The sequence below is a fragment of the Sphingobacterium bovistauri genome, from assembly GCF_020295405.1.
Taxonomy (GTDB): Bacteria; Bacteroidota; Bacteroidia; order Sphingobacteriales; family Sphingobacteriaceae; genus Sphingobacterium; species Sphingobacterium bovistauri.
On record NZ_JADEYP010000008.1, the window covers coordinates 32,679 to 48,432 of the forward strand.

The 15,754-nt window shown below is 35.0% G+C and carries 8 protein-coding genes; all 8 read left to right on the top strand.

From position 1 onward, the window contains the following. Positions 1–426 precede the first annotated feature (426 nt). The 8 genes from IPZ78_RS05975 to IPZ78_RS06010 all read left to right on the top strand — a co-directional run bounded on the left by IPZ78_RS05975 (position 427) and on the right by IPZ78_RS06010 (position 15,743). Positions 427–1,059: a DUF3826 domain-containing protein gene (locus tag IPZ78_RS05975; protein WP_225552086.1), complete on the top strand. Its 633-nt coding sequence runs from the start codon at positions 427–429 to the stop codon at positions 1,057–1,059. 54 nt (positions 1,060–1,113) lie between these two features. Continuing rightward, positions 1,114–2,718, top strand: a complete 1,605-nt coding sequence (locus IPZ78_RS05980; protein ID WP_225552087.1) for a DUF5123 domain-containing protein — start codon at positions 1,114–1,116, stop codon at positions 2,716–2,718. Between the two features lie 42 nt (positions 2,719–2,760). Next, positions 2,761–5,976, top strand: a complete 3,216-nt coding sequence (locus IPZ78_RS05985) for a SusC/RagA family TonB-linked outer membrane protein (RefSeq protein ID WP_225552088.1) — start codon at positions 2,761–2,763, stop codon at positions 5,974–5,976. 12 nt (positions 5,977–5,988) lie between these two features. Further along, on the top strand, positions 5,989–7,893 hold the full coding sequence (locus IPZ78_RS05990) for a RagB/SusD family nutrient uptake outer membrane protein (protein WP_225552089.1): 1,905 nt from the start codon (positions 5,989–5,991) through the stop codon (positions 7,891–7,893). A gap of 36 nt (positions 7,894–7,929) precedes the next feature. Then, positions 7,930–8,889 carry a hypothetical protein gene (locus IPZ78_RS05995; protein WP_225552090.1) on the top strand — a complete coding sequence of 320 codons (960 nt, stop codon included), beginning with the start codon at positions 7,930–7,932 and terminating at the stop codon, positions 8,887–8,889. 204 nt (positions 8,890–9,093) lie between these two features. After that, complete coding sequence (locus IPZ78_RS06000) at positions 9,094–10,713, top strand: polysaccharide lyase (RefSeq protein ID WP_225552139.1); 1,620 nt, start codon at positions 9,094–9,096, stop codon at positions 10,711–10,713. 461 nt (positions 10,714–11,174) lie between these two features. Continuing rightward, on the top strand, positions 11,175–14,315 hold the full coding sequence (locus tag IPZ78_RS06005) for a DUF6298 domain-containing protein (RefSeq protein WP_225552091.1): 3,141 nt from the start codon (positions 11,175–11,177) through the stop codon (positions 14,313–14,315). Positions 14,316–14,339: 24 nt separating this feature from the next. Beyond that, the gene (locus IPZ78_RS06010; protein ID WP_225552092.1) at positions 14,340–15,743 is read left to right on the top strand and encodes a glycoside hydrolase family 140 protein; all 1,404 of its coding nucleotides are present in this window, start codon (positions 14,340–14,342) and stop codon (positions 15,741–15,743) included. Positions 15,744–15,754: the final 11 nt, after the last annotated feature.

The window sequence follows — 15,754 nt, forward strand, 5'->3', positions numbered from 1 at the left end:
GGCTTGCTCTATAAGTAAATAAGTTATAAAAAAAGCTTTCTCAATTTGAGAAAGCTTTTTTTATAACTCTAATTAAGCTATTCTATGTGGGGGTAAAGTTTCAAATTACTTACGAAAGTTTTTGTTTGATTATTCTGCACATATTAAAAATATAAACACTTCACATAGTAGGGTAGATTGTTTTAGTTACAGAATAATGATAGGATATTAATAGATACTTCTGTCATAATGAGGTATTTGTTGCAAGATAGTATAATAAGTTGCTAAGTTATAATAGAAATGTCCTTTCGCTATTTCCGTAATTTGATGTTACCGATTATAAATATAAATCTTCAAAAATTTTGCTTTCAGTATTTACCGTGGGAAGTTAAGCTAAGGAATTATTTATTGTCAAAATTTGCGAAGTACATCTTTTAATAAATCATTATGAAACGCATCATCTTACTAATTAGTTTATTAATATCTAGTCATTTGGTTTTTTCTCAAAATCAAAGAGAAGAATATCTAGAAGTTCTTAAAACCAGATCTCAGAAGATACTTAATACTTCCGAATTAGAAAATCATTCCTCCGTAAATGTATTACTAAAGGAAATGATAGATTATTATGATAAAATTAACTCCAACGCAGAGGGATTGAAGAAAGAATTGGATAACCTAAAAGCTAGTGGAAATAATCAAGTAGACCAAATTAAAAGTATTGAGGGGAAGTATCAACAACATGCATTTGATATATATAATGCTTTTGTATCGACCATTTCATTACATATTGATAAAAGGCAAGTAGAATCTATTGTTGACGGTATAACTTATGGTATTTTACCACGTACTTATAATGCCTATTTAGCAATGATTCCTAATTTAAAAGATGGACAGAAAAAAATAATTCTGGATATGCTTAAAGAGGCTCGTGATTTAGCAATAATAGGCTCGGATTCTAAGCAGAGGCATGCTGCATTTGGTAAATATAAAGGAAGAATAAATAATTACCTGTCTAAAGAAGGCTATGATTTGAAAAAGGAAGGTGAAAAATGGAAGGAGAGAATCAATAAGGATTCATAAGGCTAATTATTGAATTGAAATCAATCATCTAATCTATAAAACAAACCAAAAATTATGCGATTAAAGAAATACTATCAATCATCTGCTACTATTGTAGCTGTAATTTTATTAGCATTTTTTTTTAATGGCTGCCAAAAGGACCCAAGTTACACCCCAACAAGCTTGACGCGTCTTTCTGGAAATATCAGTTTTCTACATGCTGATACAGCGATTACATTGAATTGGAATAATGCTATAACTGCTTGGCAAGGAGATCAAAATCCAAGTCTTGGTTACCTAATAGAGGTTTCCACAGATTCAACTTTTTCAGACAATCAAGCAATAATTCATACGGCAGATAAAGATTCAACAACAATAACATTAGGTAAAGACATACTTACACCAAATGTAATCTATTTTGCTCGTGTAAGATCCGTAGCAGGTACTAGCTCTTCAGTGTCAGAATGGATAAATAGTGCTCGTTTTCATATTCTTAACGAAGTGCCGGAGGTTAATATATTTAGAAACTTAAAATACCATGATTTAATTCACAATGCAGCCATTGTTCGTTGGGAACAAAATGCAACATTAACGCATCTTGTCGTATCGTCAGCAACGCCTAATTATAGTAAGCGGTATGACTTGTCCTCAGCTGATAAAACAGCTACTTTTAAACTAGTAAATGAATTGAATGCAAATTCTAATTATAGCGTTCAGTTGTTTGCTGGAACAAAAAGTATGGGACGATTAAGTCTTTTGACTCGAAATGGTGTTAATGACCCTTCTTACATTGATTTGAGACCATTAGGGGCAGATCCTGCCGCCCTAAAAAATGCTTTATCAACAGCCTCTGATGGTGCTACTATTGTGCTCAAAAGAGGAGAGGTCTATACATTTGAAGAATCTTTTTCAGTAGGTAAATCATTTAAAGTTATAAGTGAACCGGGATTTACTCCACCAGCACACATACAAGTCAATTCTTTCAATGTCACAGAGGGTAGCAACATTAATTCTATCGTCTTCGAGGATGTGAAAATAACGAGCAGTTTTGATGGTGGATATATTTTTAATATTCAAAGTGCTGGTAAAATAAGTAACCTAACTTTTGAAAATTGTCAATTGATTGATCACCGAGGTCTGGTACGTGTACGTGCGACTTCGAATTCAGTATATTTTTTGATAGAAAATTTATTGATAAATAATTCTATTGTTCAAAATGTGAAAGATTTTGGTGTGGCAAATATAGGACATGTCAATGGAAATATTAAAAATACCACTATTCAAAATAGTACTATAATCAATGCGCAAAGATTCATTGTCACACAAAACAGAAGTACTAATCATGATGAGTCCGTAACAATTTCTGATGTTACGTTTTTTAATTCGCCTAATGGGGGACAGCGTCTTTATGATTATACAAATGGGTTAGTTACCAATGGTATTAAAGTGACAAATTGCCTATTTGCTTCTTCAGCTTCAGGGACACCAAGAGCAAGTAATACTCTTTCGGTAGTGAGTACCAATAATTTTAGTACATCGGATTTTACAGGTGCTGTAGTGCCTGGGGTTACTGCTTCAGGAATATCCTCTTCCAATGCATTTGTGAATGCCTCTGAATGGGATTTTACATTAAAAGAATCAAGTTTGTTTAGTGTGGGAGATCCACGCTGGAGACCTTAATCCGCCATCTATCTTATAAATTAATGAAGTAAACTTAAATCAATGAAGTCAAATAAAGATATAAGGAAAGTATATTTTCCTACAATGATTAAAGGTCTTGCCCTGGCATGCATACTTTCTTCACCACACTTGGCTGTAGCTAGTAAATTTGAAGCGATTAGTGCTAAGGAGAATATTGATGCTATTGTCGGAATAAAGGGTGTTGTTAAAGATAATAATGGGAATCCAGTGGTCGGAGCCACCGTAATGGTGAAAGGTACAAAAAGTGGTGTAAAAACAGATCAAAATGGAAGTTTTTCTATCAATGTACCTAGTGATCGTGCGATTTTGGTAGTGAGTTATTTAGGTCTCAAAACACAGGAAGTCCCAGTTAATTCTTTAAAGGATGTAATTGTTGTGCTTGAACCTCTTGAAGGACAGATAGAAGATGTTGTGGTTACTGGTTATGGTTCACAGCGTAGGTCCGAAATTGTTGGATCTATCTCTACTATCAAAGGAGAGGAGCTCATGGATATACCTGCTCCTAATATTGCTGGTGCACTTAGGAATAGAATAGCTGGTGTAGGGGTGAATCAAGAATCAGGAAGGCCTGGCTCTCGAATTTCATTAAATGTGAGGGGATCTAGTATTTCAAGTAATGCTCCAAGCGGGGCTACAGATGAACCACTATATATTATTGATGGAATAGTCGTTTCATCCGATGTGTTTGATAACCTTGATGCATCAATGGTTGAAAATATTTCCATTTTGAAAGATGCATCAGCTGCAATCTATGGTGCTGCAGGTGCTAAAGGTGTTGTATTAGTAACTACAAAGAGAGGTAAGGTTGGTAAACCTAGTATAACATATAATGGATATGCAGGTATTACAGATGCCGCTACTAAGCCAGATCTATTATCTGCATATGATCATGCTTTATTATTAAATGAAGGTCACCGCATTAATAATTCACCAGAAGATAGATTTTTTTCACCAGAGGATTTGGAATACTTGAAAGGATTAAATACAAAAAGTTGGTATGATCAAATATGGCAAGCCTCTCTGATGCAACGTCATAACGTAAGTGTCTCTGGAGGATCTGATCGTACAACCTATTTCGTTGGTGGAAGCTATCAGAATGAAAATGGTAATTATGCCGGAATGAAGCAAGACAAATATTCGATGCGTAGTGGTCTCACAGCTACTATAATAGATGGCTTAAAGGCAGATATAAATTTTAATGTTGATCACCGTATTAGAGAAAGTAAGAATAATCTAGGAAATGGAACAGACAATGATTTTTTTGAAGCATTAGTTTCAGCACCACAATGGATACCGTTACAGATCGATGGCATGCCTGTCTTTTTTAATAGAGGAAATGTTAGAAATCCACTTGCAATTACGCAGTCTGGTTATTCAGATTCTCGTAAATCACAATCGTATCGTATAAATGCAAGTTTGAGTTACCAACCAAAATTTATTCCTGGATTAACAGCTAAACTTCAAGTTTCTCAAGGCGGAGGAAGCTTCAACAACTCAACTTATATAGCACCTTATAAGCTCTATAATTTTGAAAGAATGGGGAATAATAACCAATTGTATTCTACTCAACTAGCAGCTGTCAATCCAATAGTATACGGGGTAACTGAGGCAAACTCAAGCTTGACTCCAAACTTAGGTAAGGATAATGGCTACCAAGGCTTTATTACACTTAATTATGCAAATACTTTTGGAAAACATAGTTTCGATATCGTTGGTGGCGCAGAGCAGACTGTGAATGATAATGAAAATTTATCAGTTCGCTGGGACGGTCAAATGATTCCAGATATGACAGATTATTGGGCTTTTGACCAAAATCGCTTACAAATAGGAGGTAGATCAATTGGTAAATCAACAAAACGTTCATTTTTTGGTCGGATGAGTTATGATTTTGATAAAAAATATTTAATTCAAGCTGTATCGCGTATCGATGCCTCTTCAAACTTTGCACGTGGAGATAGATGGGGAGTGTCACCAAGTATTGGTGCCGGATGGGTTGTCAGTCAAGAGAATTTTTTCAAAGACAATATATCCTTTATTAATTTCTTAAAGCTTAAGATTAATTATGGTATTGCTGGAGATGACCGGGTAGATGAAAGACTATGGCAGGAGCGCTATACTATAGATTTGAATAATGGGTATCTTTTTGGAGATAATAATTACGGTATAGGCCTGAACCCATCTGTATATCCTAATCTTGTAATTACTTGGGAGAAGAAACGTACTCTTAATTTCGGGTTTGAGAGTTCTTTGTTTAATAATAAATTGGATATCGGTGTCGAGTATTATCAAAACAAAGTGTTTGATGGATTTGACAAAGGAGCGAACGAAATGAATCCATTATATGCTGGATTATTAGCACCGACTGTAAATTACAGAGAAGCTTATAACTGGGGAACGGAAGTTTCAATTGGCTATAGAGCAAAGATTGGATCAGACCTAAATTTGAATGCTAATATGAATTTCGGTTATGGAAATTCTATAGTTACTCAGATTATTTATAATCCTGCAGATTTATTGGTGACTGATAGGAGTGATGGAAAATGGTTAGGTACTAAGTTTGGGGTAGATCCTCGAAAATACAATAACTCAAACATGGGTTACAAAACCAATGGTATGTTCAGAACTCAAGAGCAAGTAGATAATTTCTTAGCTGAAAATCCAAATTATACCATAGCTGGAAATATTCCTCAGGCAGGGTGGTTAGTTTATGAAGATACAAACGGCGATGGTATGGTTAATCAAAATGATATTGTTCCTTTGTTTGAGAACAATAACCCATTTTTCTCTTCTGGTATAACACTTGGTTTAGGATATAAAGCTTTCAATTTCAGTACTAATTTTCTAGCAAGATTAGGTGGAAGAGTGTTTTATGATTCTCAAGCACGTAATAAGGCCGATAATACGCGTAATGTAGTTAGTATCTGGAAGGACAGATGGACGCCAGAGAATCCACTAGAGGGCAAGTACCCAAGAACTGATGATCCTTTGATTAATGTTAATTCAGACTTTTGGGCAGCAAACGGTACTACTATCCGTGTCAATAATATGACTCTTAGTTATAGAATACCAGCAAATGCTATTAGTCGTTTAGGATTTTCAAATGCACGAGTGCTTCTGACAGGTAATAATCTTTGGACAATCGTTAATCCATATGGATATAAAGATCCGTATTCAGCAAACGCTTATCATTATCCTATTACAAGAACTATTTCAGTAGGTCTTAGTGCAAATTTATAACATGCAGTAATCATGGAAAAAAATAACTTATATATAAAATTTAGAAAAGGAACTTTAGCAATTTTTGCAGCCTTATTGGTTTCATCTTGTAATATTAATGATGACGATTTCTTTGTATTGCCTGATAGAGGTGGTATGGATGCAAATATCTGGAATACTGAAGGTGCGGTTAATATGCACTTGAATAAAACGTATGATCTTATTATACCTAAATTTCCATATCAAACTATTCCAGATCGTTTTGATATTCACTTGGTAAGTGATGAGAATTATTTACCATCGAATGGGAATTGGGGGGCAAGAGCTTTGGGTATTGTTGGAGCGGCCTTGATAAATCATGATGTACGATATGTTGGAAACCGCTATACCGTAAATTATCTTGATAATAGATATATGGATATAGCACGTTGTAATAACGCTATTAAGTATTTACCTGAAAGCAGTATCGAAGAGTCTAGTAAACGTGCTCTTTTGGGTCAATATTATGCTATGCGCGCTATGGTGTACTTAGAACTTGTTAAAATATACGGAGGTGTACCGTTAGTACTCGAGCCACAAGATCCATCTGCAATGACTGCAAAAGGTAGAGCATCTGCTAAAAAATGTTTTGAAGTAATTGTCGATGATTTGACAAAGGCGATGGAATATTTAAAAGATGTGAATTGGTCGGGAGATAATTGGGGGCGGATAACAAGGTCGGCTGCTGCTGCACTAAAAGGTAAAGCATTATTGTATTGGGCAAGTCCACAATTTAATCCATTAAACGATGCCAAACATCCATACGATCAGACTAGATGGCAAGTTGCCTTTGATGCCAACAAAGAGGCTTACGAAATAGCTACTGCCGCAGGACATAGCTTAGTGGCAGATTATGGTAGAATTTTCCAAACGAAAGGAGCTTCTAATAAAGAAACTATAATTTCTAGACCTTATTCAAGTACTAGACAAGCAAGAGGTCATGATGAAGAACGCAAATCGCGCCCTTCTTCTGAAGGTGGATCCCCATACATTGGGTATCGTGCTACGCTAAAATTATTACAGGCATACCCTATGAAGGATGGTAATCGTATAGACGAAAGTGGTACTTATGCTTACGATGGTGTGTTATTTTGGAAAGATAGAGACCCTAGATTTGAAGCTACTTTAGCATATAACGGTGCATCTTGGCCGCTAAGTAATAATAACAAAAGAAGGCAATGGGCATATGTTGGTGCTACGAGTGAAGGATCGAATTGGGGGGTATATACAAAAAAATTCTCCACACCTGAATTAGCAATCGGTTCGGTACCTTATGCTAGTAATATTGGCGGTAGTGGAATGGATTGGATAGAAATGCGTCTAGCGGAGGTAATTTTAAATTATGCAGAATCAGCAAGTGAGATCGGTAATATGAATACTGCAAAAGAAATGATTCGCTTGATTAGAAAACGTGCTGGAATAGAACAGGGAGCTAATGATTATGGATTGGGAAGTGTAAATTCTGTAGAAAGTATGCGTAAACTTCTACTTAATGAGAGAATGGTAGAGTTTGCATTTGAAAACAAAAGGAACTCTGATTTAAGAAGAACCAGAAACTGGCACTTGTTGTCAGGTGAGCAAATAGAAACTATTCAGATAGAACCTGCTGGTGCTACATCTGCAGCAATGACAGCTACTCGTTCACAATTAGAAACTATCAATCCAAGTACTGGGGCAATGCTAAGAGAAGGTCTTGACATAAATAATAAACAAGTTTATTTAACGTATTTCAAACCTTATACAATCCTTCCACAGCCAAATGGTTTTAGGGTGATTGATATTCCTGAATACCACAACTTTTATACATTTCATAATGATTTTGTTTGGCGTGGTGTAGATATTTTTCCAACTATAGGATGGGAAGGTGGTGTTTTTGATCCGCTTGATAATCAGGATTAAAACTTGTCTAATTTTAATATTTATACAATAAAATAGATGAAAAAGATACAATTAATAAAGATGCTTTCACTGATGTTTATCGGTTCTTCGCTAACAATTAGCTGTGTGAAAGATCAACAAAATATATTCAATATGTTTGACGATTTATCCGTTGAATTTATGGATAAGGGAACAAATAGCTTTACTACGGATGGGGTATTGAATGATGGGGATAGTGCTTATATACATTTTAGAGTCATATCTCAAGAAGAAATGACAAAGATTTCTGTGGATAGTACATTAGGAAACGGTCAAATAGGTAAGCGTGAAATTATACTCAAGCAGAATGAGAAAAACTCTTATTCAGGTGTAATTAAACACAAAATGAAAAGAGATGGCAAAATCACATTTCGTATATATGCATACAATAGATTGAATCAATATATCGGTGATGGCTATAAAAGTATAACCTTGGAAGGTAAGCCTAGTTATATTCATTTGCCCAATAGGCATTTGTATGCTCCATTTGAAGGTGATAATACCAGAAAAAGCTTTTATTCAATTTTGGATGGAACTGTATACGATTATACAGGTGGTAAGGCTAATTCTTCCAAAATTGATTTTGGTGTTTATACATTACTTGATACTAGACCAACTCATATAAATAGATTTTCCTATAATTTGTATTCTATTAACGTCACTCCAAATCCAAATCCAACTTTAGATATTAGTGATTGGGAAAAAAGAACAACATTATTTAGTGCACCTATTACAAGTTCAGCGAGTACCTTTACCAATGTCTTAGTTTCTTCAAGTACAATTGAAACTGAGGCTAAAAAAAGAGCAATAAACCTAACTAAAACTTCAGTAACAGATTCTGATAAAGGCTTGGCTGCTGGAAATATGGTTTATTTTTTAACACCAGAAGGCAAATATGGAGCATTGTATGTTAATCAAGTAACTACAGACACACAAGGTTTCCGTTATTTGAGTATAAGCACAAAGATTCAAAAATAGCAAGCACATTCTTTTATGATAATATCGTGTAGTAATTTGGTAATTTCTTTAAGAACTATAAGGTGAATTATGAGTTACTTTGATAAAAGAGTTGAAAATTCAATTTTTTGATAAGAAGTGTTAACCATTTATAGAAAAGTATAATTCTAAATTTCAATTACTGAAAAGTTTAATATAATGAGATTATTAAAAGCAGCATTTATTATGATGGGGGTGGCAGTAGCATACAATCAAGATGTGATGGCTCAATATCCTAAGATACCTGAGGGTGTTAAAAAAGCATCAGAAGAGATGTTATCAAATGCGCGTAAACAATCTGATGCAGCATGGGAAAAAGCATTACCAATTATAGATGAGTATGCTAAAAAAGGTAAACCTTATATTCCTTGGGCTGGTCGGCCTACTGATTTACCTCAGGCTGATATAGCTGCTTTTCCAGGCGCAGAGGGAGGTGGCAAATTTTCATTTGGTGGTCGTGGCGGAAGAGTAATCGTAGTTACAAGTTTAGAAGATAACGGACCAGGAACATTGCGCGAAGCTTGTGAACAAGGTGGACCCCGTATAATTGTTTTTAATGTTGCAGGAATTATTCGTTTAAAGACTCCATTAATTATTCGTGCACCATATATTACTATTGCTGGTCAGTCTGCACCCGGAGATGGTGTTTGTGTGGCAGGAGAGACTGTATGGATAGATACGCATGATGTAGTGGTAAGATTTATGCGATTTCGTAGAGGAGAAACTTTCGTTGGAAGAAGGGATGATGCGATAGGTGGAAATCCCATCGGAAATATCATGATGGATCATATTTCTGCTAGCTGGGGATTGGATGAGAATATGTCTATATATAGACATATGTATGATGATGGTACAGGCAAACAAGCAGTCAAATTAGGAACGGTTAACATTACTATACAGAATTCAATATTTTCAGAAGCTTTAGATACATGGAATCACGCCTTTGGAAGTACATTAGGAGGAGAAAATTGTTCATTTATGCGAAATTTGTGGGCTAATAATGCTGCACGAAATCCTTCTATTGGTTGGAATGGCGTTTTCAATTTAGCAAATAATGTAATGTATAATTGGGTGCATCGCTCTGTAGATGGAGGTGACTATACAGCTCAATATAATGTGATAAACAATTACTTTAAGCCAGGTCCTGCGACTCCTGTTGATCAGCCTATTAGTTATAGATTGCTTAAGCCTGAGTCTGGACGTAGCAAACTTAATTATATGGTATTTGGTCGTGCCTATGTGGAAGGCAATATTGTAGAAGGCTATGATAAAATAACTAAGGACAATTGGGCTGGTGGTGTTCAGTTTTATAATAAAGATGGTAGTTTGGCTAAAGGAGAAGAGTATGAAGATTATATGCTTCGATCTAGAGTGCATAAACCTTTGCCAATGGCTGATATGCAGATTATTTCGGCAAAGGAAGCGTACGAATTAGTATTAAATAGCGCGGGTGCTACATTACCTATCCGCGATGCGGTAGATACGAGAATCGTTAAAGAAGTTCGTGATGGAAAGCCTACACCACTAAAGAATGTGAAATTACCAGACAATGAATTTGAACACAGAAGATTACCTAAGGATTCCTATAAAATTGGAATCATAACAGATATCTTGCAAGTAGGCGGATACCCAAGTTATAAGGGCAAAGCATATGTAGATTCAGATAATGATGGTATCCCAGATAATGTAGAAAAGCAAATGGGGTTAAACCCTAAAGATCCAAAAGATTCGGCTCTTATTACAGCTTCAGGATATGCAAATATTGAGGTTTATTTAAATAGTTTGGTTAATAAAAAGAATAAATAATTATTAGATGTGTGGTTTATAATGGTTTAAAATAGGTTTATTGGTATCCCTTAGTAATGGTTCCTATTTTTATTATCTATACTGCGAAGTATACTAATAGAATTGTGGAACCATTCTTTTTTTATGCATTTATAAAATTAAATCGTTTTGATTTGTAAATGTTTTAGTATTTTATGAGTCTAATTGCCAAACCTATGATATTAAATAAGACCTGTAAAATTATACTATTTCTACTTTTTAGTTTGCATTACATTTCTAAACATTAAGTAATGTTAAGTTCTTGTAAATACATTTGAAGCCGCATTTTCCCATTGTAAATATATCTATCGATATGGGTAAGATAATACATTACACAGAAAATAACATATATAACATAAATGGTTAATTAAATTATGTTTGTATATGCTAGGTGTGGCGATAGATATTACTAGATTCCATTTTTAGTTATAACCAATTTATTCATGTTAAGGAAGCAAATTATTTCTGTAGCAAAAAATATGTTTTTAAAATCATTTACCTTGAAAATAGGTGTATACATTTTATGTTGCATAAATTATGCAAATGGACAGCAGAATAAACCTTTACAAATTAAAGAAGATAAAATTTCAATTATTCCAGACTCATTAGGTAATAGGATCCCTGATTTTTCATTTGCTGGATTTAAAGCTGGTGAATCTGAAATTCCCTTTATTGCGACAAAAGTATCTGTACCTATAATAATGGATGATGCAACACAATTGATTCAATATGCAATTGATTATGTGTCGAAACTTCCGTTAGATAAAAGTGGATTTAGAGGAGCTGTACAGCTCTCTAAAGGCACATACAAAGTGTTCGGAACACTAAATTTACATACATCAGGAGTGGTTTTAAGGGGAGCGGGAATAGATGCTAAGGGAACTATAATTGTAGGTGCAGGAAAGAGTAGAAATACTTTAATTAAAATTATAGGTAATGATAATAAAATTTTTGATAATAAGGTTAATATAGAGAATTATTATGTTCCTGTTGGGACAAATAAAATACGTGTAACTCAAGGTGCGAAAATTAAAGTTGGTGATCAAATTGTTATTACTAGACCATCAAGTATGAAATGGATTAATGCGTTGGGTACACATCATTTTGGTGGAGGTATTACAGCGATTGGTTGGAAAGTTGGGCAGCGAGATATAGTGTGGGATCGTAGGGTTGTAGCTATTAATGGAAACGAATTGGAGGTAGATGCCCCATTAACTAATGCGCTTGAAAAAACATTTGCTGAAAGTCATGTTCAAAAATATGAATGGACCGGACGTGTAGAGAATATTGGGGTAGAAAATTTAAAAGTAATCTCTGAATATGATACTACTAATCAAAAAGATGAAGATCATAGATGGATGGCTATTAGTGTAGAAAATGCAAGGGATATATGGGTTCGTAGAATAGAATTTAAGCATTTTGCTGGATCAGCAGTTTATTTACTTTCCTCATCATCTCGTGTCACAGTCGAAGATTGTATCTCAAGATCTCCGATCTCCGAAATCGGAGGACAAAGACGCTATACTTTTCATACAAAAGGTCAACAAACATTATTTCAACGTTGCTATTCTGAAGGGGGATATCATGATTTTTCAACTGGCTTTATGGCAGCTGGTCCTAATGCTTTTGTGCAATGCCATGCATATGATTCACACAATTTTAGTGGAGCTATAGATAGTTGGGCTACAGGTGTTTTGTTTGATAATGTTTTGATTGATAATCAAGCTATAAGTTTAAAAAATAGAGGACAAGATGGAAATGGGGCTGGATGGACAGCTGCTAATTCGATGATATGGCAGAGTAGTGCTGCTTTAGTAGAGTGTTATCAACCATCTACTGCTATGAACTGGGCCTTTGGTGTGTGGGCCCAGTTTCAAGGTAATGGTTATTGGGATATGTCAAACGAACATATTAAACCGAGAAGTTTATATTATGCTCAATTGCAATCACGAATAGGAGATGTAGCTAATTCACGCACAAAGTTTAAACCGATTGATTCTGGAGGTACTAGTAGTCCGTCTATAGAACAAGCTAAGGCATTAACAGCTGCTGCATACGCTACAGGATCGAATTTGGATGATTTTATATACCAAGAAATTAATATTAATCCTTTGAATGTAAGTTTTGATGGATTATGGATAGATGAAAAGCAAGTAGATAAAAGTGTAAGCACTACCTCGCCTTTATCACTTATGTCGATTAAAAACGGATGGCTAATAGCGTCAAATAAAGTCATGACAGGGGGTAAAATAGATGTGCAGTGGTGGTCAGGAAGTTCTAGACCTTATGGGGCTGTAAAAGCAAAACCACATATTACACGATTTGTTCCTGGTGAAATGGGATTGGGGTTGACGGATGATTTGAGTAAAATGGCGAATGAAATGGTTAAAAATAATGTTTTGTCTATTGATCATAACTACGGATTATGGTATGATAGACGAAGAGATGACCATGAGCGAACACGAAGAATTAACAATGAAGTATGGCCTCCATTTTATGAGTTACCATTTGCCAGAAGTGGGCAGGGGGTAGCTTATGATGGACTTTCTAAATATGACTTGACCCGTTATAATCATTTTTATTGGAATCGTCTTCAGGAGTTTGCAAACCTAGCAGATCAACAGGGTTTATTGTTAATGCATCAACAGTATTTTCAACATAATATTTTGGAGGCCGGGGCTCATTATACAGATTTCCCTTGGCGGACAGCAAATAATATCAATAATGTAGGTTTTCCAGAGCCTGTTCACTATGCTGGTGATAAGAGAATATTCATGGATGAACAATTTTATGATATTAATAATCCTGTTCGACGTGAATTACATCGTGCATATATACGAAAGTGTTTAGACAATTTTAAGGATAATAGTAATGTTATTCAATTAATAAGTGCCGAATATACAGGTCCACTTCATTTTGTGGAATTTTGGATTGATGTAATAAAAGAGTGGAAAAAAGAGACTTCTAGACAAGTTATAGTCGCTCTAAGTACTACTAAGGATGTTCAAGATGCTATATTAAATGATAAATCTAGGTCTCAGGAGATTCAAATTATAGATATCAGATATTGGCATTATCAAGCCGATGGAACAGCATATTCTCCAACAGGAGGTCAGCATTTAGCCCCTCGCCAACATGCACGTTTATTAAAGCCTAAGAAAACAGCTTTTGATCAAGTGTATCGTGCTGTTTTAGAATATAGAAATGCCCACCCAGATAAAGTAGTAGTTTATCACGGGGATAATTATCCTTCAAATGCTTGGGCTGTATTTATGGCTGGGGGATCAATGGCTAATTTGCCCAAGATCAATAATGAAGATTTCTTTAAGGCTGCAGCAACTATGCTTCCGAAGCAAGTTGACAATGTTAAAATGCTCGAAAGTAAAGAAGGGGCTATATTATTCGGAGCAACAATAAATCAGATCAAAGATATATTACCTAGTTATAAAGGAACTTTCGAAATCACAACTATTGATAGTAATAGTGGGGAGTTGTCAACTATTGGAAAAATTAACTTAGGTAAAAAAGGTAAACTATTCCCTGATAGTAATCAATCAAGGGTAATATGGTTAAAGAAAAGATAATCATTAAAAGTAAACAATCTAACTATGAAAATATTAAGTAAGTTATTTTATTCCTCTCTAGCACTAGGTGCTCTTTTAAGTTGTGAAAGTTCAATACCTAACAATGAAACTCCTGCACTAAAAATTAGTGAAAATGGGAGATATATGATGACTGAAGATGGTAAACCTTTTTTCTGGTTAGGAGATACAGGGTGGTTATTGTTCAATAAGTTGGATCGTGAAGAAGCTGAAGTTTATTTGGAGGATCGTAAAAAGAAAGGATTCAATGTGATACAAGCTATGGTTTTACATACAGTCCCTTCTGTTAATATTTACGGAGATTCTTCCATTGTGAATAGTGATATATCAAAACCTTTTATTACTGAGGGGAATGATCCCAATAATCCAGAGCAATATGATTATTGGGATCACATCGACTACATGATAGATCGTGCTGCTGCAAAGGGAATTTACATGGCTTTAGTTCCTGTGTGGGGAACTAATGTGAAAAATGGATTAGTAAGCCCAGAGCAAGCAAGGCTATTTGCCTCATTTCTAGCAGATCGTTGGAAAGATAAAAACAATATTATTTGGTTGAATGGTGGCGATATTAAGGGATCTGATTCTATAGCTGTATGGAAAGAAATTGGACCAGCTATTAAAGGTATTTCACCAAAACAACTTATGACATATCATCCACGTGGTCGTACAGCTTCTTCCGATTGGTTTCATAATGAATCGTGGTTAGACTTTAATATGGTGCAATCTGGGCATAGACGTTATGATCAAGATACATCAAGCAATGAGGTCAAGCATTACGGTGAGGACAATTGGAGATTCATGGAGGTGGATTGGAACTTGAAGCCTACTAAACCAACAATTGATGGAGAACCATCGTATGAAGGTATCCCACAAGGATTACATGATGTGAAAGAAATCCGTTGGGTAGATAAGGATGTACGTCGATATGGGTATTGGTCAGTGTTTGCAGGTGCTTTTGGGTATACGTACGGTCAGAATTCTGTAATGCAAATGCATTCTGCCAAGGATACCACCTCTGCTTATGGTTCGTCAATGTTATGGACTGAAGGTTTAAATGCAGCTGGAGCTTCTCAAATGATTTATTTAAAGAATCTTATGTTGTCAAGAGGTAATTATTTTGATAGAATTCCTGACCAAACTATTATTGCTGAAAATGGAGAACGCTATGATAGATTAATAGCTACTAGAACAGATGATTATGCTTTTATATATAATTATAGTGGAAGAGAAATGAAAATAATCATGGGAAAATTAAAAGGAGATAAAGTTAAAGCTTCTTGGTTTAATCCCAGAACTGGTGAAACTATTATAATTGGAGAATTGGAGAATAAAGGAATTCAAATCTTTAAACCCCAAGGAGAGCATAAGGATGGAAATGATTGGGTTTTAATTTTAGATAAAGCATAGTTTGATTAATG